The organism is Vibrio sp. Y42_MX_L11, from assembly GCF_024181785.1.
Lineage (GTDB): Bacteria > Pseudomonadota > Gammaproteobacteria > Enterobacterales > Vibrionaceae > Vibrio > Vibrio diabolicus.
Genome location: NZ_JAMZAP010000026.1, coordinates 13,531 through 38,581, shown reverse-complemented (window position 1 = coordinate 38,581; position 25,051 = coordinate 13,531). Strand labels below are relative to the sequence as shown.

Below are 25,051 nucleotides of genomic sequence, written 5' to 3'. Positions count from 1 at the left end.
TTTTAGAAAACTGAAAGCGCACTAAAAAAACACGTCTGATTTTGACAGCTTCGAGAAAGCGCACTTCCTATAATTCGCCTGTATTGTACGGAAGGAGTGCAAGTGAATGAGTATTATCAACAATCATATCGCAACAAACCCAAAGTTTGATGCGTCTATCCAAAACGGGTTGGAATCGTCTCGTACCGACGCTTCACGAAAAGGCAATTACCGCGGTGAAACGGTCCGTGTTCACAATGCCACACAATCACTTTTTGATGCGATGGAAGAGCTCACTTCACTCGGTTCCGAAAAAGCAGAAAAAGATTTGACCAAGCGTAAAGTGAAAGACAGTGGCGTTCGAGTTAATGAAGCGCACGAACTCGTTTCTGACTATCTGCGAAAAGTCCCTGATCTTGAAAAGAACCAAAAGATCAAAGATCTGGCTGCAAAAATGGCGGGAGGAAATATCTCGACCATCGCTCAATTGCAAGCTTATTTGAATGGATTTTCAGAGGAGAAAAGCCATCAATACCTTGCGTTAAAAGCCGTTAAAAAGTTTTTGAGTGCGAGCCCAGAAAGTAAACATCTACTCGCACTAATTGACCAAGCGATTCTGAGAATTGAGCAAAACCCAGATTCTTGGGCTCAAATTGATACGGAAATTCGCGTCTCAAACTTTGCTGATGAGTACAGCCAAGAACAAGAGTTTAGCTCATTACATCAGCTGCGCGGTTTCTATCGCGATACCGTTCATAGCTATCAAGGGCTCGGCGCTGCTTATCAAGACGTAGTGGCGCGCTTTGGTGAACAGGAGGTATCGACCGCTGTTGAGTTTATGCTGCAAGGCATGAGTGCAGATCTTAGTGTTCAAGGCAGCAGTATCGACTCGGTTAAGTTGCAGTGGTTGATGTCCGATATGCAAAAACTCAAAACTCTGAATACGTTGCAAGATCGCGTGAGTCAGTTGTTCCAAATGTTTAAACCGGAAAGGACGAGTTATGGCTTATCAAGTTTCTAATTTGATGGCTGATGTGATTGCGTTGGTAGAGCAGCGATGGGTAAGCAGTGATGAGATTTGGAAAGTCGCCAACGCAATGGAATTGACGGCGGTACAACAAAAAATCGATTTTTTTCGAGAGTTCCACAAGTTAGTTCGCGCGATCCCTATTGATGTATTCGCCGATGAAGAACAACGACAGAATTTAATACAAGCGGTACAAAAGGCGCTAGACGAAGCCATTGATATAGAAGAAGAGGAAGCGTGGGAAGATGAGTTGGATTGATGCATCCGTCAATGAATTTTGCCGAGGAATGGGGCTTGATGCCGTCGATTTCTCATCAGCTGGACGGGTGCAGCTGGATTTTGAGCAAAGCGGTACACTACATATTGAGCGACACGGAGAACAGCTATTCTTGATGTTGTCTCAAGCGTTATCTTGGCATCAAACCAGTGACATCTTTCAAAGCGCCCTCAGTTTGTGTCATGCCGATCAAGGCTGGCCTTTCGAAATTAAAACTGGTTTGTTAGATGAGCAAACTTTGGTTTTTTCCGCGCGGTTAAACGGAGAAGAGGTCACGCTTCCGACTTTAGAACAAGCGTTTACGCTTTTGGTTCGTCTACATAACGATGTGGCAACCTCATGACTCGAGTAAGCACTTTAAACGTAGGAATAGAAGCCTTCACGCATGTTACTCATAGTGAGGTTAAGGCCGATTTCCCTGAACGGTTTCAATTACTTCCTGATGGACAGGCGGTCGCTACGCATTTAGAGAAGCTCTATGACCTCAGGCCTTCAGACCAATACCTAATCGCGTTAACCAAGCCAAAATTGTTGCACTCAGAATTGTTGCGTCCAGAAAAGTACCGCCAACAGTTCGATGAAACGTTGGCTCAGTTGCAAGTTCTTGCACAGGGTTCAGGCTCCGCGTCTTTTATCAAAGCATCCGAAACGTTACAAAGTACGCAACTTGATCAGCGTTATCTCACTATGGCGCTCAATCTCCTTATCCAGGTCTAACCAACATGTTGAGATCCAAAGACATTGAACTGTTGCTTGTTCACGCTGCACTACAAGTTCAATACCAAAAGCCAGAGCATGCTATCTCTATTCTCGATGCGGTTTTAGAGATAGACCCGCAACACAAAGAGGCGATGCAAACGCTCGCCGTGGCGTGTTTACAAAGTGGTCGATATGCCCGTGCTGTTGAGGTATGTGAGCACTTATTAAAATCCGACCTTAAACCTGATTCGGCAGGACTCTGGTTTTGCTTAAGCCAAGCTCGTTGGAAACAAAATGACGTCGATGGGGCACGCCAAGCGCACCGACGCTATCTGCAATCTTTAAATAGTGAATCACATGAATAAGTTGATCGATATTTTAAACAAGGTAGGGCAACGTAAAGACATTATGCTTGCGGTGATGTTGCTCGCGATCGTCTTTATGATGATATTGCCACTGCCTACCGCACTGGTGGATGTGCTGATTGGCACCAACATGAGCATTGCGGTGGTGCTGCTTATGTTAGCGATTTACATCACTACGCCGCTTGAGTTCTCTGCATTTCCCGCAGTGCTACTGATCACGACATTGTTTCGTTTGTCTTTATCCATCACGACAACCCGTTTGATCTTGCTGCAAGGCGATGCTGGTCAAATCGTTTATACCTTCGGTAACTTTGTCGTGGGCGGTAACTTAGTGGTCGGTATTGTTGTTTTCCTGATCATTACTATTGTCCAGTTTATGGTGATCACCAAAGGCTCGGAGAGGGTTGCAGAAGTTAGTGCGCGATTCTCACTTGATGCGATGCCTGGTAAGCAGATGAGTATTGACGGTGACATGCGCGCTGGGGTGATTGACGTACACGAAGCACGGCACCGACGATCACTGATTGAAAAAGAAAGCCAAATGTATGGCTCGATGGATGGCGCGATGAAGTTCGTTAAAGGCGACTCCATTGCTGGTTTGGTCATCATTGTGGTCAACATCTTAGGTGGCGTCACGATCGGGGTAACGCAAAAAGGCATGAGTGCTTCAGAAGCGCTTGAGCTGTTTGCGATTTTGACCGTTGGCGATGGTTTGGTGTCGCAAATTCCGGCTCTGTTTATCGCGATTACGGCCGGTATTATCGTGACGCGTGTATCTCATGAAGATTCTTCTGATCTCGGCTCGGACATTGGCGGTCAGGTCATTGCTCAGCCGCGTGCACTCCTTATTGGCGGTGTGCTTTTGGTGCTGTTCGCACTGATTCCTGGTTTTCCAAAAATTACTTTTCTGGTTTTGGCCACAGTGGTTGGTGGTGGTGGTTTCTTCCTTTTCTATCAACAGAAAAAACAGGCGGAATCAGATAGTACCGACTTATCAAGCTTTGTTTCGCAAGGGGCGGGTTCACCAGCAGCGAAGCCAAGCAAACCAACCCCATCTAGAAACAGTAAAGGCAAGTTAGGTGAGCAAGAAGAGTTTGCCATGACGGTCCCACTCTTAATTGATCTTGACGCGAGCCTTCAGGAAAGCTTGGAAGCGGTCGCATTGAATGAAGAGCTAGCAAGGGTTAGGCGCGCACTATATCTCGACCTCGGCGTGCCTTTCCCGGGTATCCACCTGCGTTTTAACGAGGGGATGCAAAATGGCGAATATTTAATTCAGTTACAAGAAGTTCCGGTTGCACGAGGACGAATTGTAAAAGATCAACTCTTGGTGACAGAAGGGAATGAACAGATCGATTTATTAGGCGTGCCTTATGAGCAAGATGAAGATTTTCTACCTGGTATTTCTAGCATTTGGGTGGCACAAAGTTACGAGCAAAAACTCGTAGCCAGTCATGTCGGCTTTCTCACACCCGACAGAATTTTAACGTACCACTTGTCTCATGTTCTCAAGGAGTACGCACAAGACTTTATTGGTATTCAGGAGACGCGTTATCTATTGGAGCAGATGGAAGGCAGTTATTCGGAGCTTGTTAAAGAGGCTCAACGCATTGTCCCGTTACAAAAAATGACGGAAATCTTGCAACGTTTGGTTTCTGAAGACATTTCCATCCGAAACCTTCGCGTGATCTTAGAAGCCATGGTTGAGTGGGGCCAAAAAGAGAAAGATGTTGTACAGCTGACGGAGTACATTCGTTCCAGCTTAAAACGTTACATTTGCTACAAATACGCGAGCGGACAAAACATGTTGCCCGCTTACTTATTAGATCAAAGTCTCGAAGACACAATACGTAGCGGTATTCGTCAAACCTCTGCAGGGAGTTACTTGGCGTTAGACCCGTCAGTAACTCAACAATTTGTGAGTGATGTGAAACAGACCATTGGTGATTTAAGCCGCATGCCGAATAAGCCTGTGTTAGTTGTGTCTATGGATGTACGCCGATATGTGCGAAAGCTTATTGAATCGGAATACTACGATCTGCCCGTTTTGTCATTTCAAGAATTAACTCAGCAAATCAATATTCAGCCACTTGGAAGGGTGGGGATGTAATGAAAACAAAACTAATGCTCTCGCTTGCGCAAGCGGGGATCGAAGTGACGCCATACTTTTGGCAACAAAGTGAAATTCAACTTGGTTATCGAATTGAAGTTGAGGGTTTAGAGCTCGTTTTTCGGGTGGAGGACGGAGAAATCATCATCGTTCTTCTGAAACGCGTTCGTCCAAAATTGGGGTTGAGTAACCCCTTTGCCGGCTTATTTCTCTTGGCTGAACATGCCATTCAACTTTATCCCTCCGATTGGGTCATTCGCGGCAACGTCGATGTGTTACGTGGTAGCAACATGAGCAGCCAGCGATTGGCACAGTTCTATCTAAAAGCATGCGGTGCAAGCCATGATGAGCTAGAAGACTGGTACTGTTTACGTCTGGCAGATTATAGACCTTTGAAAAAGTTGAAAAAGTAAAAACTCACGACTGTTACTGACAGCACCGATGAGATGACCCGCTTTAAGATAGGAATCAAGATGAAGCAACCGTTTACCGATGCGATTGAGAACGCTGAGCTTGCCATTAGAAAAGCTGAAGACAGAACCGATATTTTTAACGAGCTATTGGAAGGCTTAGGTGTTGGTCCTGTTGTGGGTGATGTTTTACTTGGCGGCATAAAAGCGCCAGTAGATACCATGAAACGTGCAGAGCAAGAGCTAATAGACGAAGTCCAGCGCCGCCGGCAACAACAAAATCAGCTACAAGGTACGTCAGGTAAACGCAGAAAGCGTCCCACAGTGATGCGCGGCATGATGATTTAGAGGTTTGGAAATGACGAATATGAAAACGACTGGCTCTACGACAGGAGCAACAGACACAGCTGCGAGTAGTGCACCATTACCCACTTTCCAACAAAACTTGATAGAGGCATTTACCCCTGTACTGGGTGAAGCAGAGACTCAGCAACTTGCCTCTCTAATCTCTTCATTGCCAACTATCTCGGGACAAACGGAATCACAAAGCATCGCGCTTTATGTTGATACACTTGAAAACCTAAAAGCGAAAAATAACGCGTTTGCTGGTATATCATTGACCGACACCGCATCTGTTTGGATAAAGTCGCTACAAAGTGCTAACTCAGATGGCGAATTAACCGCAGCCGAGTTAAATGTTCAAACAAACCAGACACTATCAAATCAGTTTCAGTCTTGGTTTAGTAAGTTACTGACGGAAAACGTAGATAGCTCGTTATCTACGGAGTTTGTTAGTCAATTTAATTTGGGCACTCAGAGTAACCAAGCGGAGCAGATCGCCAACCTCTCCGAGACAGGTCTGGCTAATGCCACCAAAGAAATTTCTCTTTTTGTTGCAGAGCTTGCTAATCAAATGAGCTCCCGTGAAGTGAGAGATGCTTCTATTTCTTTTCTTCGCAATGCCTTTAGTAGCTTAGGTTCCCTTAATCTCGCGCAACTGAAGAGCTCGGATTTCCTGTTGACTAAAGAGAGTTTCGCTCTTCAAGTCTCAGCTCAATTAAAAAGTAGTTTTCAAGGTATCGGTATTACTTTAAGCACCGATGACGCAAGTGCGCTAGCTAACAGAATTACCTGGACTCCTGGTATTTCTAAACAGCAGCTTAAAGAAGCGTTAGATGAAATGGCCGCTCAAGTGAAAGGCCAATATAGCGCAGCTTATGGTGAGGCGACTGGAACGAACAATCTAAAAGCAGCACTTAACACTGTCATTGGTAGAACTGAGCCTTTGACCCTTTCTAGTCTGTTCGCCAACTTCGCGGTGAGTTTAACAAATATAGAAATCGACGACTTTTACCAGGACAGCGCGATAGCCGATGTCCAAAAGACACAAATAACGCCAGCTCAAGTTACTTTGATCAAAGAAAACACTGAACGAGATATCCGATTACAGTTTGAAAAAATAGTAAAAAGTGAATCTACCGGGGCTTCGTTTACCGAGCGGTATGAGGCATTGCGCAAGAACTTAGGGGCATTGAAAGAGCGTCTACTCAATATCACCGACAAAGAGAAAGCGGATCGTGAGGTGAGAGCAGAGCACTCTCTAACGGCTCGTGATTTGTTGGCCGTTGTTGAATCTAGCATTGGTGATCGTTTTGATGAGCAAGTGCTGCTTGCACTAAATGAGCGTCGTGTTAACCGTTTAGAGAAACGTAATCAGCAAAAAGAGGAGCTTCAATCTTTTACAGCGAGGCTAAAAATCTTTGGTGAAGTGCAGTCTTTGGTTCATAGCAAACAAAGCGGAGGCGGTACATATGGTGAAAGTTATAACCCTAAAGATTATACCTTTGACTATAGCAGTTTTAACTACAGTTCAAGAGAAGAGTTCTACAAATCACCTGAGTTAAAACATCTAGCGGAAGTTTTCCGTAGTGATAAAGGGTGGGGATACCCTGGACCAGGTAAGACTCTAAGACTGAACAACAGTTACATCGATTTTGATGCAATACGCAGAGACAACGTTGATACCGATAGTGTCTACAAGAGTGCCGACACTTATGGGGTAGAGTTTGTTTTTACCAAAGAAAACATTGAGAAATATATTAAGCCCGAATACCAAGCTCTTGATGGTGGAGTAAATCCCGCTCCTGAAGATGTAAGGGTCACTCACCTTATGTTTTTAAAGTATGAAGGTGTCGATGTAAAAGATCAGAGCTATCAAGATGGTGAAAAGGTTAAAAAACTATCTAACTTTTCCAGTTCGGTCAGTGACAAATCCAAACTACTCAACGACGAAGTTCAAATCAAAACGACAGAGCTAAATGATACAAGCTCCCAATACAACTCGACCGTTGAAGCAATGAACAAGTTTGTTCAGAAGTACCACAGTATTTTACAAGAAATCCTACGAGCCATTTAAGGATAACCAACCATGACTAAAACAAACGCGACCGATCCATCCCAAATGCAAGCAGAAGAGCAGCTGTCTTTTCTGGAAGAGGGAGGCACGCTAAAAATGTTGCACGATGTGTCTCAGGACACCATCGAACATATTTATGCCGTAGGTTACAACTTTTTCCAATCGGGAAAGATTGAGCAAGCAGCGAAAGTATTTCAATTACTCAGCATGCTTGATCATTATCAGGCGCGATTTTTCATTGGCCTTGGCGCGGCTCGTCAGGAGTTGGGTGAGTATCTGCAGGCAATAGACGCCTACAGCTACGCAGCGCTAGTGGACGTAAATGATCCACGTCCACCTTTTCACTCTGCTGAATGTCACCTGAAACTGGAACAACTGACAGAAGCAGAGAGTGGGTTTTACAGCGCGAAGGAGATGTCTGCCGGAAAATCACAATATGCAGATTTGCATGAGCGTGCAGGCATCATGTTAGAAGCGGTGAGAAATAAAAAGGAGTAATTAGACTATGAGTTCTATTGCACTTGACCGCATCCAGACACAGGTTTATAGCCCTGAATCTGGCCAAGCCACGTTAGATAACTTGCAGAAAACGGCGTCTACAGCGACGCCTTCTGTGACGGTAGAAAACGTGAAGAGTAAAGATGCAGATGTACTGAACACCGGAAAAGTAAAAGTTCAGTTAGATGCACCTAACGCAGCTGTTAGCGACAAAGTGAATGATTTGACGCTAAAAGCCATGGCACAGCTGCAAAAGATCGTCGATACCATTGCAAAATCTCTCCATGCAGTTGCAGATCAAACAGGTTCGATTGCAGTCAAAATCATCGCAGGTTCTGCTGATGATTTTGAAGTAGAGCTTGCTGCTATCACGGATAAACTGAAAAGTGCTCAAAACGAGCTGAAAATTCAGGAAGTGAAGGTCGCAAAAGCTAAGCACGAAAAAGAGATGGTGGAAAACCAAGACAAAATCAAAGAATCGGAAGCCGCTGCAAAAGAAGCCCAAAAATCAGGCTTAGCAGCGAAGATCTTTGGTTGGATCAGTGCGGTGGTTTCTATTGTTGTTGGTGCCGTAATGGTGGCAACGGGTGTTGGTGCAGCAGCTGGTGCTCTTATGATCGCTGGTGGCGTCATGGGAGCAGTGAGCATGGCGCTGCAAGAGCCAGCCGTTCAAGATGCGCTAAAAGAAGCGGGCGTAAATGTCGATGTGCTAAACAAAGTCGTAATGGCATTAGAAATCGCAGTCGCGGTTATCGGAGCTGTTGTGACGTTTGGTGGTGCAGCAGCTGGCGGTATAGCGAAACTTGCAGCAAAAGGTGCTGGCAAGATAGCTCAAAAGGTCACAGAAATCGCTACGAAAACAGCTGCAAATATGGCGAAAGTGGCGGACATGGGCTCAAAAGCCGCGACAACGACCGCAAAAGCGATTCGTTACGGAGCAGAAACTGTCGATATTGCCGTCAACGTAGGTAAAGGCGCTACGGACAGTGTTCATGCCGCTAACAATGCTCACGTAACTGAGATTCAGGCAGATATCACGGACCTTCGCGCCAAAATGACCTTAAGCCAGGCCGTCATCGACAAGCTTAAAGAAGAAATTGGCAAGTTGATGGAAGATTTCCAAGAGCTGATGAGCGTCATCATGCAAATGATCCAAGCGAAAAGTGAAACCATGCAAACGGTGTTAAGCCGTCCTGCAACGGTATAAGGAGTTTATTATGCTAGATAAAGTAGGCGGAACGGGACGCGGCGAACTGTATGGTTTAGGCGATACCATTAAAACCAACAAAGCAGAAAAAGCGCCGGAAACAAAGCTTGAAGCAGGCGCCGTTAAAAGCCAAAGTGAGTCAGGTGTTTATGGTGCAGCACGCTACCAGTTAGAGACGCCTAAAGCTCCTACAGTGAGTAACCAAGCTCAAGTTGTTGCAAACCTAATGAGCGCTCTTGCACCGACGGTGAGCTCATTAATGAGCACAACGATGAAAGCGCTTAACGGTGAGGAGGTGATCAAGTCACCATCAGATGCGGTATCACAATCGTTGACGCTATTAACATTGTTGTATCAAGTATCAAAGCTGAGCCGTGAGCAGCAAGTGCTACAACGTGAAATTGCTGTTGAAGCAAACGTCGCGAGTTTAGAAAGCCAAGCGGCAGAACTAAACAACTCGGCAAGTGCGATGATCGCGATGGCAGTCGTTTCGGGTGTATTAGCGGGTGCTACCGCAATTATTGGTGCCCTTGGTTCTTTCAAAGCAGGGAAAGAAATCAAGAATGAAATGGCGAGCAATAATGTACTGAAAACGCAAAAAGCTGGCTTCGATCAAGCAGAAGAGTTATTGAATAACAATAGCTTGTCTAAAACTCAGCAAGATCAGGTTAAGCGTGCGCACTCACTAGCGAAAGACAATATCGCAGACACGACAGCGCAGCTGACAAGTGGTGGCCGTAAGTTCGATAAGTTGATGAGCTCAAACCAAGCGAAGAACGCTATTCTTCAAGCTTTGGGCCAGATGGCAAACTCAGCATCGAATGTAGAGCAAACCAAAGCGCAAGCGCGCAGCAAAGATGATGAAGTACAAGCGACTCGCGCACAAGCAGCCAAACAGAAAGCCGATGAAAACATTGGTTTCCAAGAAGGTTTATTGAAAGAGCTACGTGACTTGTTCCGTTCTATCTCAGATAGTCAGAACCAAGCGTGGCGAGCGTCAGTCCCAACGGTGTAACCGTCCATCTCATTAACTACAAAGCGTTGTTTATACAACGCTTTTTTTGTTTCAGTTATCTAAGCTAACAACTAGATATTGATACTTACTGAGGAATTGGTTTGTAACACAATATAACGTAGTTAAACATTTACTCTATCCCGCTTCCTTAGTAATCATCAATAATCTGATCATCATGCTAAAAGAGATTTATCTTGCATAGAAGTTGTTGTTTTTGTTGAACTCAGCTCAAAGTTATCACTCCATAGTGGCTTTGTTGCATAAAATTGAGTTAGAGTGTCATTATTACTCACAAAAAGTGTTTTTTGTAGTGGGAGTACTTAAAAGGAAAATATGGCGGTTCGACTGGTGAGTATTTGGGAACAGAATTATATAAAACTCAACTTAATAAGTAGTCGAAGATGGAAGATATCAGTTTAGCATCAGATTTAGTTATTTATCTGACTACGGTTGGAATTTTAGGTATATTCACTTGGGTTTTGTTTGTTATTTATTTGAAATCCAACTGGTTGAAGTATCTTGAAGATACTCTTGATAATGGAGTCCGATACTACACTCTGAATATATTCTTATCAGGTCAAGGTGTCCTACAATATGGCACTGTCTTTCTGAGCAAATTTCATGCGAAACGGTATAAAATGCTAGAGAAGAGAGATAAAGTTCCAAAGCATATTAAACGATTATTTGTTCTCTCTTTCGTCTTGTTTATTTCAAGTGCCTCATGTCTTTTGTCTGGAGTTATAATTCATCATATTTATATAGAGTAAAGGTTGTTTAACAAGATTATTGTAATTGACCTGATTGTTTCTATTTAATAGATAATTTCGAATAGATATGTCTGTCTAAACATTTCATAAATGAAAAATTTTAAAAAGATTTAATTTTCTATGCGATACGGGTTGCGCTTACATCTTATATAGAGCCTTGTATGATGGCAGAATATGCTGATAAAAATGGTGATTGCTAAGCCAATCTGCAAGGATGAGAACTCAAACGTTATCAAATTGTTAACGGTTGCTATACTTAAACGGTCATCAACACAGGTAAAAAGGATGTTCAATGTTTAAGTTTAAGCAAATCGCACTTGCTGCTTCTTTAGCGGCACTCACAACTGGCTTTTCTGCGTCTGCGGAAGAAACGTTTGTCACGATTGGTACTGGTGGCGTAACAGGGGTTTATTATCCGACTGGTGGAGCAATTTGTCGCTTGGTTAACAAATCGCGAGAAGATCACGGTATCCGTTGTTCGGTAGAAAGTACTGGGGGATCGATTTATAACATCAACACTATTCGTGCTGGTGAATTGGATCTCGGTATCGCTCAATCAGACTGGCAGTATCATGCTTACAAAGGAACCAGTAAGTTTAAGGAAAGCGGGCCTTTTAAAGAACTACGCGCCGTATTCTCCGTTCATCCAGAACCGTTCACTGTCGTTGCACGTAAAGACGCGAACATCAAAACTTTTGATGATTTGAAAGGTAAGCGCGTCAACATTGGTAACCCTGGCTCAGGTCAACGAGGCACCATGGAAGTGTTAATGAGCCAGTATGGCTGGAGTAACGATGACTTTAAGCTTGTGTCTGAGTTAAAAGCAGCAGAGCAATCAAAAGCACTTTGTGATAACAAAATTGATGCGATGATTTATACCGTTGGTCACCCAAGTGGAGCGATTAAAGAAGCCACTACGTCGTGTGATAGTAATATCGTAACGGTAGCTGGACCTAATGTAGAAAAATTGGTTGCAGACAATAGCTTCTACCGTGTCGCAAATGTACCGGGTGGTATGTATCGTGGCACAGATAGTGATGTTCAAACCTTTGGTGTGGGTGCGACGTTTGTTTCCTCTACTGCTGTACCAGAAGATGTGGTTTATAACGTGGTTAAAGCGGTATTTGAAAACTTCGATGATTTCCGCCGTCTCCACCCAGCGTTTGCGAATTTGAAGAAAGAGGAAATGGTAAAAGACGGTTTATCTGCGCCTCTTCACCCGGGTGCGCTCAAATACTACAAAGAAGTAGGGCTGATTAAGTAACCGTTACTTTCTCTTCTTATTGATGTAAAACGCCATCTTTCTCGATTAATGCCACTCGTTTAACAGCGAGTGGCATATTTCTATCTCTCGTCATCCTGTACAGCGACGGAGGAGCGTGATACAGGATCTTCTATCCGAGCCCTTTATGGTCAAAATTGTTTCATTAGCCGCTCAGCGTACTGCTATTAGATCCCTAGTCACGCCAAGGCTCGCTGTAATGACACAAAAACCTCGTTAAGCGATCAGCATTAATCTCTCGCGATGGCGTTTTTTGTAGGGGTGTTATCTACTTGTGCAAGCTTTATTAAGCATAAACATCAATGAAAAAGTAGATAGTGATGAGAACAGAAGAAAGAGCAACAAACCCTTTAACATGATTGGGATTAAGTTGACGAGATACACGAGCTGCAAGATAACCACCCACCAACGTACCGACCAAAACAACGCTACCTGTGCGCCAGTCAATGGAACCATTCGCAACAAATATCACGATAGCAATGAGTGAAACACACGTAGATACCAGCAATTTCAAACCGTTCATTAAATTAATGTCTTGGTGACCCGCTACTACCAGATAACTCAGAACAATAACCCCTAAACCTGCGTTGAAAAAACCACCGTAAGCAGAGACACCAACAAGTAATAGACCCAAAGCGATTGCTCCGAGTATTCCTGCGTGTTTGTGCTCTTTCGCGACAGTTTTGATAAGCATTGTTAAACGAGAACCAGTCAGGAAAAGCACGGTGGCAAACAAGAGCAGCCAAGGAATGGCTTCCAAAAATAGCGATTCTGGTGTGTTGAGCAGCAGATATGCTCCGACAGCGCCACCTACTAAACTGAATGAGACTGTGAACAACAGTTCTTGTTTGTTCTTCATGATCTCTTCTCTGAAGCCAACGGCTCCGCTAATGTACCCCGCACATGAAGCATAAGTATTTGTTGCATTGGCCATAATTGGAGGTACACCAACCGCCAATAGGGCCGGAAAAGTAATAAAGCTTCCGCCTCCCGCAATGGAGTTAATGATCCCACCAACTACGCCGGCAACGAATAAAAGCGCTAGTTCTAAAAGCATAAACAATCCTTGTTATGTTCTTTTTCATTGTTAGAGCTTTAGATGGCCCATCCCATATGCTCTAGTGTCCTGATATGAAGTTTACTTTACCCGCTCTAAAACAAAATTGTTCAGTTCTGTAACGTTTTTGATGACATGAACGGTTTTACTTTGAGAGTACCCTTCGAGACGAGACATGAAGTCATCATTCCAGAATGCAGGGCATTGCTGAAGAACTTTGTAGCTTTGTAACGTTCCTTTCAATACCGAACTGCCATCAGGCCAACCTTCGGGTTTAATGAATAGTCCTTTAAGGAGACGTTTCGTCACAAACCAATAGCTTACGGAGTATGGTAGATCAATATAAACGAGAGTATCGGCTGCATCTAAACGAGCATTAAAGGAGCTGATAGGCCCCAGACCATCTATGATCCAACGATCTGAGTGAAGTATATTGCTATGTGCTTCATCAAAAACGTTACGCTCAACGGGCTCACCGTTTGGTTTATAGACTATGGAATCTAATTGATGAAGAGGGAGATCGGTAGCAGACGCGATTGCTTTACTTATCGTCGATTTTCCGCTGCCGGGCTTACCAAAAACCGCTACTTTTTGCATGTGACCACCTCCAAGAGAGTATTTCCCATACGGTAGAGACAGAAAACCCACCGCTATGGGTGGGTTCGATAAATATTGAGCGCATCAAATATCCCACCATTCCTATGGAATGATGATAATTCGTTGGTTAAGTTGCGCTAAGTGTGTATTCATGCAACTACTCTTATATATAGGCGATGACTTGTCAATATTATTTTGCTTAATAAGTGAACGATTTGATAGGAGAAAGAACAGCCATCACGATGGATGGCTTTATCTAGGTTGAAAGAGACAGCTATTACTGCTCAACGCTCACTGGTTGTGCTTTAAACTTTTGAATCAGCTTTACGATTAGTGGACTTGCCAGTACCAATACGGCCAAAACAGTAAAGGTAAGGGTAATAGGGCGCTCCCATAGGAAACTCAATTCGCCGTCTGAAATCATTAATGCGCGGCGTAAGTTCTCTTCCATTAATCCCCCAAGGATGAAACCCAGCAATAAAGGCGCAAGTGGGAAGTTAGCGAGTCGAAGTGCAATGGCAGCCATAGCGACAATCAGCATCACGAACACATCCATGGTATTGAATGAGACCAAATAAACTCCGGTGATTGAGAAGAATAAAATCATCGGCAGAAGTACCGTTCTAGGCACCGCCAAAAGCTTTGAGATGTACGGAATCAACGGTAAGTTCAGGATCACGAGTACGATGTTGCCGAAGTACATAGAAATGATCACCGACCAGAACACATCTGGGTGCTCAACAAACAGGCGAGGACCAGGTTGAATACCATAAGCGATCAGCGCACCGAGCATTATTGCTGTTGTACCAGAACCCGGAATACCAAGCGTTAGCAGTGGAACAAATGAACCACTAGACGCTGCATTGTTCGCAGACTCTGGCGCGACCAAACCACGGATACTGCCTTTACCGAACTCTTCCTTTTTCTCTTTAGGTGCGAGGTTGCGCTCCATACCATAGCTTAAAAAAGCCGCAATGGTTGCTCCTGCGCCAGGAAGAACGCCAGTGAAGAAACCTAATATTGAAGAGCGAATTGAAACGGGCGCGACGTCTTTGATTTCTTCCTTTGTCACTTTCATTGAGCCAATGTTACTCAGCTTTTCCTGTTCTTCATCGCTGGTGTCTTTTGATGGTTTAAGAATGCCCATCAATGTTTCACCCAGTGCGAATGTCGCCATTGCTAGCAACAAGAAGCTAAAGCCATCCATTAAATCCGTTAAACCGAAGGTAAAGCGTTCAACGCCTACGCCTTTATCGATACCAACTGTAGATAGCATCAAACCAAGAATGGTCATCATCCATGCTTTGATGACCTGACCTTTCCCCGCAAAAGCCGCGACTGCTGATAACCCAAGTAGCATCAACGCAAAATAGTCTGACGATTGGAAGCTAAGTGAAACGCTAGCCAATGCTGGTGCGGCAACAAGCAACATAATGGCAGATAGTGTACCGCCAGTGAAAGAAGAATAAGCTGCCAAAGCTAATGCTTTACCTGCTTGGCCTTTTTGAGCCATTGGGTATCCGTCGAATGCTGTCACTACGGTTGAAGAACAACCCGGCGCGTTAATTAAAATCGACGACGTAGAACCACCAAATACCGCACCGTAATAAACACCCGCCATCAAAATAAGGCCAGAAGAGGGCTCTAGGCCATAAGTAATTGGGATCATCAAAGCAATGGCTGAGATCGGCCCAAGCCCAGGTAACATGCCGATAAATGTACCGACGAAACAACCAACGATCACCATCATGATGTTCATTGGCATTACTGCAGTGGATAAACCTTGTAGAATTCCATCTAACATAATTCAGTCCTTTCTTTGACTACCAGATGGTGAAAATCAAACCCGGTTCGAGGTAGATGTCCAAACCTTGAGTGAGTAATAAATAGAACGCGATCACGAATGGAAACGACGCGCCGAACAGAACGGGTTTACGTCTTTCCCCCAGCAGATAAAAGCCAGCCAATAAAAAGAAGCCAGTAGCTATAACAAAACCTAGGTAAGTCAGGCCCACGCCGTAAAGCGCCATCAAAACCAAGAAAGCGATCAGTAACTTCCAATTAAAGGTCAGCACCGCGCCACTTTGTTTATCTGGTTGTCCTGTTACCAGTAATAACAAAGAAAGGCCTGCACCAACGTAAGTCAGGATGGTTGGCAAAGTACGTGCGGTGAACGGTTCGTATTCATCACCAGGGAACAATGGAATTTGTGAGGTTTGATAACCGTAGCAAAGACAGAAGAGTAGAAAGATCATTGCGCCGACACGGTCACGACAGAGCAAATATTCTTTGGTGAAAAAGTTGGTTGAACGAGACATATTCAACTCCTAACAAAAATAAAAAAGACCGCATATGGACGTTAATGAATAAACTAAACCATTAACAATTAAGCATTTCGCTGCTAGTCGAGCTGCTTTGGGTATATAAACAAAGGAGTGTGCATGCCGATTGTTGACAATATCCATATACGGTGAAACTTAGAGTGCAAATACAGTTGGGGAAATACCAACCTCACGTTATTGGGTGAGGTTGGTATCTGAGGGACCCAGTTCGACTGTTACTTTAGGAAGCCTAACTCGCGCATTAAGTCACCCATTTGTTGCTCTTGCTCTTCAAGGAACGCGAAGAACGCTTTGTCCGCTTTGTAGTTGTCTATCCAACCATTGCGGTCACGGACGATTTGCCATTCGTCAGTGTTGTACATTTTGGTAAATGCTGCATTCCATTCATCCAGCTTTTCTTGGCTAGTACCTGGTGCAGCAAAGAATCCACGCCAGTTAGCGAAGACAGTTTCGTTACCATATTCTGTTAGCGTAGGGATGTTTGGTGCGGCTTCTAGGCGTTTTGGTGCAGTTACCGCTAGCACTTTGACTTGACCAGATTTTGACATCTCCAGTACTTCACCTAGGCCCGTAGAGAGCAGTTGAGTTTCGCCTGAAAGAAGGGCTGCCATGGCTTTACCGCCCGCATCGTAAGCGATGTAACGAACTTTACGCGCATCAAATCCTTCGCCTTTAAATGCGGCGGCAACGACGAGGTGGTCCATCGAGCCACGAGCAGAGCCACCCGCAATTTTCACTTTGCGAGGGTTAGATTCAAATGCTTTTACTACGTCTTCCCAAGAATTGTATGGCGAATCAACAGAGGCTACGATGGCACCGTAATCCGCAATGGTGGCTGCAACGGGAGTGAGATCTCTAAAGGATTGAGGGAAAATACCTGTTAGAGAGCGAACGACGATCGGTGTTGAATTCACCATCAGCGTATCTTCTTGGCGATCTGCCGTTTCAATCAAGTGCGCAATGGCTTTACCGCCGCCGCCACCAGAAAGGTTTTGGAAAGATACCGTCTCAACGATGTCTGATTTGAGTAGCACATCACCTGTACCTCGTGCGGTCATGTCCCAGCCGCCACCGGCACCTCCAGGGATCAAGAAATGCATTTTTTCTACATCAGCAGCAAAAGCGTTAAATGAAAATGAAGCTGCGATGATCGATGCGGCGAGCGTTGGTTTGATTACCTTTAACATGTTCACGTTCCTTATGTTGGTGACTCTATTTTTAGATGAGTCTTATTTTTGTTTCAGCTTTTAACTCGAACTGGATGCTGATGTGTCAAAGGTTAATCAAGTGTTAAATTGATGTCTTTAAAACGTCGATAAAGAGAATATTGAGCATAACGGATATTTTGTTCATAAAGTTCACGCTGAAAAATTGGTTGCACATCACGCGTGCGTGCTAACAATTGCGTCATAATGGAATGACATCAAACGAATAAGGAAACAGAGAATGAAAGGGACATGTTTGTGCGGCGCTATTGAAGTGATCGCAGATGCTAAGAATGAAGTGAGTCTATGCCACTGCTCGATGTGTCGAAAATGGTCGAGTGGAGCACTCCATGCTGTGCATTGTGGTCCTAACGTAACGTTTAAGGGGGCCGAGCCAAAGCGTTATCAATCGTCTGACTGGGCGGTGAGAGGTTTTTGTGGCGAATGCGGCACAAACCTTTTCTATCATTTGTTACCGACAGGCGAGTACATTCTCTCCGCTGGTTTGTTCGACAATCCAGATTTCAAACTCTCATTAGAGATCTTTACCGATGAAAAGCCCGCGTATTATGACCTCAATCCCACCTCACAAAAGATGACATCGCAGCAAGTTTTTGAGCAATTTTCATCTAAAGAATAGCCTTTTGTATCCTTAATTGTTCGACAGCTTAATTGTTTTTCTTTTATATCATAATGTTAAGAGGTGTTTAGTTGTCGACAATTTGCTTTTTCCTTCGCAATTACCCCTCAATTTAGCTCGTAATAGATGATTTTCATCGATTTAAATTACGACCTTAGTCTAAATTGTCGACAATTCACTTGATTGTCGACACTTTGATCGACTACTTTATATTCAGGTTAAGAAATTGTAGACATTTTGATGTCGGTAACGTGAGTATCTGAGTATGAACTCTGAGTTGAAAACTCGTTATAAAGTACTGGGTTCTGAGAAAGAACACACCAAGTCAGAAACACTGACAGAAACACTGATTGAAGTCATTGTGAATGGCGATGTTAAGCCTGGTCATAAAATCTCGGAGCCTGAACTGGCGAAGAAATATCAAGTCAGCCGTGGCCCTTTGCGTGAAGCATTAATGCGTTTAGAGGGGCTAGGGCTCATTGAACGTATTCCTCATGTCGGGGCTAGAGTGACCACTTTTTCTCCAGAAAAGCTGATAGAACTCTATGCAGTTCGTGAAGCGCTAGAAGGTATGGCGGCAAGGTTAGCAGCGCGACATATTACGCAAGAAGAGCTCTTGAGCTTGGAAATGCTATTGTCGACACATTCTAAGCACATCGATCAAGTGGAGGGAGCCTCTTACTTCCATCAGCATGGAGATTTTGATTTTCACTATCGCATCATCCAAGCAAGCCGAAACAGCAAGCTGATTTCTCTGCTGTGCGACGAGCTTTACCACTTGTTACGCATGTATCGCTATCAGTCACCGCGCGCGCAATCTCGTCCAAATGAAGCGCTGACTGAACACAAATTCATTCTGGAAGCCATTCGCAATCGCGATGAAGAGCTTGCAGAAATGCTGATGAGAAGACACATCTCAGGAAGTCGAAAGCTCATCCAATCGCAAATTATACATACAGAAAGTTTAGACAAAGACTAGAAGGAATTCGTCATGAGCTTAACACCGGGAGCGAAGTTCAGACTCGCCATTGAACAAAACAATCCGCTGCAAATTGTTGGCACCATTAACCCTTACTGCGCCATGATGGCGAAAAATTTGGGGCATCAAGCGATTTATTTGTCTGGCGGCGGTATTGCAAACGCGTCATACGGATTGCCGGATCTCGGTATTACAACATTGAACGACGTACTGGTCGATGTTGACCGCATCACTAACGCGTGTGATTTACCGCTATTGGTTGATATCGACACTGGTTTTGGAGGCGCATTTAATATTGCTCGCACGATCAAAGCAATGGAAAAGGCGGGGGCTGCTGCGGTTCATATGGAAGACCAAGTCGCACAGAAACGTTGTGGCCATCGTCCGAACAAAGCAATAGTCAGCCAGCAAGAGATGGTTGATCGCGTAAAAGCCGCGGTTGACGCACGCAATGATGAAAGCTTCGTGATTATGGCTCGTACTGACGCGCTAGCTGTTGAAGGTATGGACAGTGCAATTGAGCGTGCGATTGCCTGTGTGGAAGCTGGCGCGGATATGATTTTCCCAGAAGCAATGACCAAGCTGGATCAGTACCTTCAGTTCTCAAACGCACTTGAGCAAGCAACTGGAAAGCACGTTCCTATTCTGGCGAACATTACCGAGTTCGGCGCAACGCCACTGTATGGCTGCGACGAGCTTGCAAAAGCGAAAGTCGATATGGTGCTTTACCCGTTAAGTGCGTTCCGAGCCATGAACAAAGCCGCTGAAACGGTTTATAAGCATTTGCTAGAAGTGGGCAATCAGGAAGCTTTGGTTGATTCAATGCAAACACGCAAAGAGTTGTATCAGCACCTGAACTACCACGATTACGAAGACAAACTTGACCAGCTATTCTCTGAAGGGAAATAGCGGGGAAAAGAAAAGATAGACGGAAGCCCAAGAAAAGATAATCGGAATTTATCTAATTCAATAACGTGAAATTCGTCTGGCTAAAAAACGCTCCAAAGAGGGCAAAGCCAGACAGAAAAGGAGTTCAAACAATGTCTCAAACTGCAGAAAAGAAAGCAGAGTTAGGTGGTGCAGGCCTACGCGGTCAAAGCGCCGGAAGCACAGCTTTATGTACTGTCGGAAAAACGGGGACCGGTCTGACTTATCGCGGTTACGATATTACTGACCTTGCCAATAATGCTCAATTTGAAGAAGTTGCACATCTTCTGTTACGCGGTCACTTACCAACTCAGAAAGAACTGGATGCGTACAAGACACATCTCTTAAACCTTCGCGGCTTACCAGCTGAGCTTAAGCAAGCGTTAGAGCTTATTCCTGCTACTGCTCATCCAATGGATGTGATGCGTACTGGTTGTTCTGTGTTAGGAAACCTAGAGCAGGAAATGAGCTTCGATGAGCAATTGCATTCGACGGAACGTATGCTGGCGCTTTTCCCAGCTATCATCTGTTACTGGTATCGTTTTAGTCACGATGGCGTTCGTATCGATACAGAAGATCAAACCGAAGACTGCATCGGCGGTTACTTCTTGCGATTGCTTACAGATAAAAAGCCATCAGCGCTGCACAAGCAAGTGATGCACTGTTCCTTAATCCTTTACGCTGAGCATGAATTCAACGCATCAACTTTTGCAGCGCGTGTTTGTGCATCAACGTTATCAGACATTCATTCTTGTATCACGGCAGCAATCGGTACGCTTCGCGGCCCACTTCACGGCGGCGCAAACGAAGCAGCGATGGAAATGATTGAAGATTGGCAAACGCCAGACGAGGCGGAAGCGAACATCATGAAAATGCTGGCCAACAAAGACAAGATCATGGGCTTTGGCCATGCCATCTATCGCGAAAGTGATCCTCGCAACGCGTTGATTAAGCGCTGGTCGAAAGAGCTGTCACAGCAAGTCGGTGATACGCATCTATATGCTGTTTCTGAGCGTGTGGAATCAGTGATGAAGCGAGAGAAAGGTCTGTTCTGTAATGCGGACTTCTTCCATGCATCGGCTTACCACTTCATGGACATTCCAACCAAGCTGTTCACACCAATTTTTGTGATGAGTCGTTTAACGGGCTGGGCGGCACACGTTTATGAGCAACGTGCCAATAACCGCATCATTCGCCCAAGTGCTGATTACACGGGCCCAGACCATCAAGAATGGGTACCTATCGAGAATCGCTAGCGCGAAGGTCAATTAGGGCACATACGCTTTGATTGACCACCTCCTTCCTTTGTACCTCTCTCTGACAGAGGAAGGAGCCCCTCTCATCACGATGTTTCTGGAGCAATGGAAAACGTTGATGAAGGCAAGATGTACAGACTGAATGGAAGCAAACCATGAACACAAATATTAATACCCAATATCGTAAGCCGCTTCCGGGAACTCAACTGGATTACTTTGATGCACGCGAAGCCGTCAATGCCATTTCTCCTGGAGCCTATGAAAAACTCCCTTACACCTCCCGCGTGCTAGCTGAGCAACTGGTCCGTCGCTGTGATCCGAACACATTGACGGATAGCCTGAAACAGTTAATTGAACGTAAACGTGATCTTGATTTTCCTTGGTATCCAGCACGCGTTGTTTGTCATGACATTCTTGGTCAGACTGCTCTAGTCGATTTAGCGGGTCTGCGCGATGCTATTTCGGATCAGGGTGGCGATCCTGCAAAAGTGAACCCTGTGGTTGAGACTCAGCTGATCGTCGACCACTCTTTAGCGGTTGAGCATGCGGGCTTTGAACCTGATGCCTTCGACAAAAACCGCGCGATTGAAGAGCGCCGTAATGAAGACCGATTCCACTTTATCGAGTGGTGCAAAACAGCGTTTGAGAACGTAAGCGTGATTCCTGCGGGTAACGGCATTATGCACCAAATCAACTTGGAGAAAATGTCTCCTGTGGTGCAAGCGAAACAGGGTATTGCCTACCCAGATACCTGTGTGGGTACGGACAGTCACACGCCTCATGTTGATGCATTGGGCGTTATCGCGATCGGTGTTGGTGGTCTGGAAGCTGAAACCGTAATGCTAGGCCGACCATCAATGATGCGTCTACCTGATATTGTCGGTGTAAAACTAACGGGTAAACGTCAACCAGGCATTACCGCAACGGATATTGTCCTCGCGATTACTGAGTTCCTACGTAACGAGCGCGTGGTCTCTTCATATCTTGAATTCTTTGGTGAAGGTGCTCGCGACCTAACAATTGGTGACCGTGCAACCATCTCCAATATGACACCAGAATACGGCGCGACAGCTGGCATGTTTTATATTGATGAGCAGACCATCAACTACTTAAAACTGACTGGTCGTGATGAACAGCAAGTTAACTTAGTTGAGAAATACGCAAAGCAAACCGGACTTTGGGCTGACGATCTAGATACTGCCGTTTATGAGCGTGTACTGGAATTCGATTTATCATCAGTAAGTCGTAACATGGCCGGCCCGTCAAACCCTCACCGCCGTTTACCAACATCTGAGTTGGCGCAGCGTGGCATTTCTGGTGCGTGGGAAGAGAAAGAAGGCGAGTTACCAGATGGTGCAGTTATCATCGCTGCGATAACATCTTGTACTAACACCAGTAACCCTAGAAACGTGGTTGCCGCAGGCCTTGTCGCGAAGAAAGCCAACGAGCTCGGCCTTGTACGTAAACCTTGGGTGAAGTCGTCTTTTGCTCCGGGTTCTAAGGTAGCGCGTCTTTACCTGGAAGAAGCGGGCTTATTACCAGAGTTAGAAAAGCTTGGCTTTGGTATCGTCGGTTACGCATGTACCACTTGTAACGGCATGAGTGGCGCGTTGGATCCAAAAATCCAGCAAGAGATCATTGATCGCGATTTATATGCGACAGCCGTTCTGTCTGGTAACCGCAACTTCGATGGCCGAATCCATCCTTACGCAAAACAAGCTTTCCTTGCATCACCACCATTGGTTGTCGCTTATGCGCTAGCGGGTACGATTCGTTTCGATATCGAACGCGATGCATTGGGCACGGACCAAAACGGCAAACCAATTTATCTCAATGATTTGTGGCCAAGCGATGAAGAGATCGATGCAGTTGTCGGTACTCATGTTAAACCTGAGCAGTTTAAGCAAGTTTACATTCAGATGTTTAAGCTGGATGACGCAGAGAAAAGCTCTAGTCCGCTTTACGACTGGCGTCCGATGAGTACCTACATTCGCCGTCCACCTTACTGGGAAGGTGCGCTGGCGGGTGAAAGAACACTGTCTGGCATGCGTCCATTAGCGATTCTGGGCGACAACATCACGACTGACCACCTGTCACCATCCAACGCTATCATGGCGAGCAGCGCGGCAGGTGAATACTTAGCGAAAATGGGCGTTCCGGAAGAGGACTTCAACTCTTATGCGACTCACCGTGGCGATCACTTAACGGCGCAACGTGCGACCTTTGCTAACCCGAAACTGTTTAACGAAATGGTGAAAGAGAACGGTGAAGTGGTTCAGGGTTCTCTAGCGCGAATCGAACCAGAAGGCCAGGTTGTACGCATGTGGGAAGCGATTGAAACCTACATGAATCGTAAACAACCATTGATTGTTGTCGCCGGCGCGGATTACGGTCAGGGTTCATCTCGTGACTGGGCAGCAAAAGGTGTTCGTTTGGCAGGCGTAGAAGCCATTGTTGCTGAAGGCTTTGAGCGTATTCACCGTACTAACTTGGTTGGCATGGGCGTACTGCCGTTGCAATTCAAACCAGGTGTAAACCGTAATACGTTAGAACTGGATGGTACTGAACTGTATGACGTGGTTGGTGAAATCAAGCCGGGGGCAGATTTAGCCTTGGTTATTACACGTAGCAACGGTGAGAAAGTCGACGTTCCTGTTACGTGTCGCCTAGATACCGCTGACGAAGTTCATGTGTACAACGCGGGCGGTGTTCTGCAGCGTTTTGCGCAAGATTTCTTGGCGCAATAAGGAGTGCGTATGTCAAATAATACTCCGAATCAAATGAGCCAAATCAAAGTGCCGGCGACGTACATGCGTGGCGGTACAAGTAAAGGGGTCTTTTTTAACCTCGACGATTTGCCACAAGAAGCACAAGTGGCAGGCGAAGCTCGTGACAAACTCTTGTTGCGTGTTATCGGCAGCCCAGATCCGTACGCAAAGCAAATCGACGGTATGGGTGGTGCAACCTCCAGCACTAGTAAAACAGTGATTGTTTCGCGCAGTAGCCAAGACGGTCATGACGTTGACTATTTGTTTGGACAAGTGTCGATCGACAAACCATTCGTCGATTGGAGTGGTAACTGCGGCAACTTGTCTGCCGCTGTCGGTCCTTTCGCCATTCATGCTGGGCTGATTCCACAAGATCGCATTCCAGAAAATGGCATTGTGACGGTGCGTGTTTGGCAGGTGAACATCAGCAAAACTATCTTGGTTCATGTGCCGATTGTGAACGGATTCGTGCAAGAGACCGGAGAGTTTGAGCTCGATGGCGTGACGTTTCCGGCCGCCGAGATTCAAGTCGATTTCGTTGACCCTTCTGATGGCGAAGGCAGCATGTTCCCAACAGGCAACTTAGTCGATGATTTAGTGGTACCGGACGTAGGTACGTTTAACGCCACATTTATAAATGCGGGCATTCCAACCATTTTTATTGATGCTGAGTCTATTGGCTATCAGGGCACGGAACTGCAAGATGATATCAACAATGATGATGCGGCATTGGCGATGTTCGAATCTATCCGTGCACATGGCGCATTAAAAATGGGTCTGATTTCTGATTTAGAAGAAGCTCAAACACGCCAGCACACACCGAAAATTGCGTTTGTTTCTAAACCGAAAAGTTACCTGTCTTCAAGTGGCAAAGCGGTAAATGATACGGACATAGACGTGTTGGTTCGTGCGTTGTCGATGGGCAAACTTCACCATGCAATGATGGGAACAGCAGCTGTTGCTATCGCTTCAGCGGCGTGTGTACCGGGTACGTTGGTTAACTTGGCTGCTGGTGGCGGTGAAAAAGAGTCAGTGACTTTTGGCCACCCCTCAGGAACGTTAAAAGTTGGAGCACAAGCGAAGCAAACTGAGCAGGGCTGGGTGGTGCAAAAAGCCATCATGAGCCGAAGTGCGAGAATACTAATGGAGGGATTTGTGCGTGTACCCTCTGATGTCTTTGAGTGAAAAGAACGGTCTTTGAGTAGAACGAGAGCAATGTCAGGACATA

General features: G+C 45.3%; 24 protein-coding genes. 19 read left to right on the top strand and 5 right to left on the bottom strand.

From position 1 onward, the window contains the following. Nucleotides 1–106: 106 nt before the first annotated feature. The 13 genes from sctW to NL643_RS20400 all read left to right on the top strand — a co-directional run bounded on the left by sctW (nucleotide 107) and on the right by NL643_RS20400 (nucleotide 12,034). Nucleotides 107–1,000, top strand: coding sequence for a type III secretion system gatekeeper subunit SctW (gene sctW, locus NL643_RS20460; protein ID WP_005395115.1), 894 nt, complete (start codon nucleotides 107–109; stop codon nucleotides 998–1,000). Next, on the top strand, nucleotides 981–1,265 hold the full coding sequence (locus tag NL643_RS20455) for a TyeA family type III secretion system gatekeeper subunit (protein WP_012841775.1): 285 nt from the start codon (nucleotides 981–983) through the stop codon (nucleotides 1,263–1,265). The genes sctW and NL643_RS20455 overlap by 20 nt, the downstream gene beginning before the upstream one ends. Further along, on the top strand, nucleotides 1,252–1,626 hold the full coding sequence (sycN, locus tag NL643_RS20450; RefSeq protein WP_253645076.1) for a type III secretion chaperone SycN: 375 nt from the start codon (nucleotides 1,252–1,254) through the stop codon (nucleotides 1,624–1,626). The genes NL643_RS20455 and sycN overlap by 14 nt, the downstream gene beginning before the upstream one ends. Continuing rightward, a complete protein-coding gene (vscX, locus tag NL643_RS20445) occupies nucleotides 1,623–2,000 on the top strand; it encodes a type III secretion system protein VscX (RefSeq protein ID WP_253645075.1) in 378 nt (125 codons plus the stop codon). Before sycN ends, vscX begins: the two co-directional genes overlap by 4 nt. A 5-nt stretch (nucleotides 2,001–2,005) precedes the next feature. Next, entirely contained in the window at nucleotides 2,006–2,347 is a 342-nt protein-coding gene (gene vscY / locus NL643_RS20440; protein ID WP_005395110.1) for a type III secretion system chaperone VscY, read from the top strand. Beyond that, nucleotides 2,331–4,457 (top strand): SctV family type III secretion system export apparatus subunit VcrD, encoded by a 2,127-nt coding sequence (gene vcrD / locus NL643_RS20435; RefSeq protein WP_139060553.1) that lies wholly within the window; start codon nucleotides 2,331–2,333, stop codon nucleotides 4,455–4,457. Before vscY ends, vcrD begins: the two co-directional genes overlap by 17 nt. Further along, nucleotides 4,457–4,870, top strand: a complete 414-nt coding sequence (locus NL643_RS20430) for an LcrR family type III secretion system chaperone (protein ID WP_182034501.1) — start codon at nucleotides 4,457–4,459, stop codon at nucleotides 4,868–4,870. The genes vcrD and NL643_RS20430 overlap by 1 nt, the downstream gene beginning before the upstream one ends. Before the next feature lie 60 nt (nucleotides 4,871–4,930). Next, a complete protein-coding gene (locus NL643_RS20425; protein WP_161445431.1) occupies nucleotides 4,931–5,215 on the top strand; it encodes an LcrG family type III secretion system chaperone in 285 nt (94 codons plus the stop codon). 19 nt (nucleotides 5,216–5,234) lie between these two features. Further along, nucleotides 5,235–7,283: a virulence-associated V antigen gene (locus NL643_RS20420; RefSeq protein WP_301339142.1), complete on the top strand. Its 2,049-nt coding sequence runs from the start codon at nucleotides 5,235–5,237 to the stop codon at nucleotides 7,281–7,283. 12 nt (nucleotides 7,284–7,295) lie between these two features. Next, the gene (gene vcrH / locus NL643_RS20415) at nucleotides 7,296–7,781 is read left to right on the top strand and encodes a SycD/LcrH family type III secretion system chaperone VcrH (protein WP_253645073.1); all 486 of its coding nucleotides are present in this window, start codon (nucleotides 7,296–7,298) and stop codon (nucleotides 7,779–7,781) included. 7 nt (nucleotides 7,782–7,788) lie between these two features. Continuing rightward, nucleotides 7,789–8,988, top strand: a complete 1,200-nt coding sequence (gene vopB, locus NL643_RS20410; protein WP_253645072.1) for a type III secretion system translocon subunit VopB — start codon at nucleotides 7,789–7,791, stop codon at nucleotides 8,986–8,988. A 10-nt stretch (nucleotides 8,989–8,998) separates the two neighbouring features. Next, complete coding sequence (gene vopD / locus NL643_RS20405; RefSeq protein ID WP_253645071.1) at nucleotides 8,999–10,003, top strand: type III secretion system translocon subunit VopD; 1,005 nt, start codon at nucleotides 8,999–9,001, stop codon at nucleotides 10,001–10,003. Nucleotides 10,004–11,062: 1,059 nt separating this feature from the next. Continuing rightward, on the top strand, nucleotides 11,063–12,034 hold the full coding sequence (locus tag NL643_RS20400) for a TAXI family TRAP transporter solute-binding subunit (RefSeq protein WP_006741544.1): 972 nt from the start codon (nucleotides 11,063–11,065) through the stop codon (nucleotides 12,032–12,034). Between the two features lie 304 nt (nucleotides 12,035–12,338). On the opposite strand, the gene NL643_RS20395 is transcribed toward NL643_RS20400, so the two are convergent. The 5 genes from NL643_RS20395 to NL643_RS20375 form a co-directional block, all read right to left on the bottom strand. Next, nucleotides 12,339–13,109 carry a sulfite exporter TauE/SafE family protein gene (locus NL643_RS20395; protein WP_161444731.1) on the bottom strand — a complete coding sequence of 257 codons (771 nt, stop codon included), beginning with the start codon at nucleotides 13,107–13,109 and terminating at the stop codon, nucleotides 12,339–12,341. Nucleotides 13,110–13,190: 81 nt separating this feature from the next. Continuing rightward, nucleotides 13,191–13,706 carry an adenylate kinase gene (locus NL643_RS20390; protein WP_104971761.1) on the bottom strand — a complete coding sequence of 172 codons (516 nt, stop codon included), beginning with the start codon at nucleotides 13,704–13,706 and terminating at the stop codon, nucleotides 13,191–13,193. 277 nt (nucleotides 13,707–13,983) lie between these two features. After that, a complete protein-coding gene (locus NL643_RS20385; protein WP_048626439.1) occupies nucleotides 13,984–15,510 on the bottom strand; it encodes a tripartite tricarboxylate transporter permease in 1,527 nt (508 codons plus the stop codon). A 19-nt stretch (nucleotides 15,511–15,529) separates the two neighbouring features. Next, entirely contained in the window at nucleotides 15,530–16,024 is a 495-nt protein-coding gene (locus tag NL643_RS20380; protein ID WP_048626438.1) for a tripartite tricarboxylate transporter TctB family protein, read from the bottom strand. 239 nt (nucleotides 16,025–16,263) lie between these two features. Further along, nucleotides 16,264–17,235, bottom strand: a complete 972-nt coding sequence (locus tag NL643_RS20375) for a tripartite tricarboxylate transporter substrate binding protein (RefSeq protein WP_253645070.1) — start codon at nucleotides 17,233–17,235, stop codon at nucleotides 16,264–16,266. Nucleotides 17,236–17,494: 259 nt separating this feature from the next. Between NL643_RS20375 and NL643_RS20370 the strand changes: the two genes are divergently transcribed. The 6 genes from NL643_RS20370 (at nucleotide 17,495) to prpF (ending at nucleotide 25,008) form a co-directional block, all read left to right on the top strand. Continuing rightward, nucleotides 17,495–17,893: a GFA family protein gene (locus NL643_RS20370; RefSeq protein ID WP_046874937.1), complete on the top strand. Its 399-nt coding sequence runs from the start codon at nucleotides 17,495–17,497 to the stop codon at nucleotides 17,891–17,893. 265 nt (nucleotides 17,894–18,158) lie between these two features. Then, the gene (locus NL643_RS20365) at nucleotides 18,159–18,872 is read left to right on the top strand and encodes a GntR family transcriptional regulator (protein WP_005395069.1); all 714 of its coding nucleotides are present in this window, start codon (nucleotides 18,159–18,161) and stop codon (nucleotides 18,870–18,872) included. Nucleotides 18,873–18,884: 12 nt separating this feature from the next. Continuing rightward, the gene (gene prpB, locus NL643_RS20360; RefSeq protein WP_005395068.1) at nucleotides 18,885–19,781 is read left to right on the top strand and encodes a methylisocitrate lyase; all 897 of its coding nucleotides are present in this window, start codon (nucleotides 18,885–18,887) and stop codon (nucleotides 19,779–19,781) included. A 131-nt stretch (nucleotides 19,782–19,912) separates the two neighbouring features. Next, nucleotides 19,913–21,055, top strand: coding sequence for a 2-methylcitrate synthase (gene prpC, locus NL643_RS20355; RefSeq protein WP_253645069.1), 1,143 nt, complete (start codon nucleotides 19,913–19,915; stop codon nucleotides 21,053–21,055). A gap of 155 nt (nucleotides 21,056–21,210) precedes the next feature. Beyond that, on the top strand, nucleotides 21,211–23,802 hold the full coding sequence (acnD, locus tag NL643_RS20350; protein ID WP_253645068.1) for a Fe/S-dependent 2-methylisocitrate dehydratase AcnD: 2,592 nt from the start codon (nucleotides 21,211–21,213) through the stop codon (nucleotides 23,800–23,802). Nucleotides 23,803–23,811: 9 nt separating this feature from the next. Next, nucleotides 23,812–25,008, top strand: a complete 1,197-nt coding sequence (gene prpF, locus NL643_RS20345; RefSeq protein WP_253645067.1) for a 2-methylaconitate cis-trans isomerase PrpF — start codon at nucleotides 23,812–23,814, stop codon at nucleotides 25,006–25,008. Nucleotides 25,009–25,051: the final 43 nt, after the last annotated feature.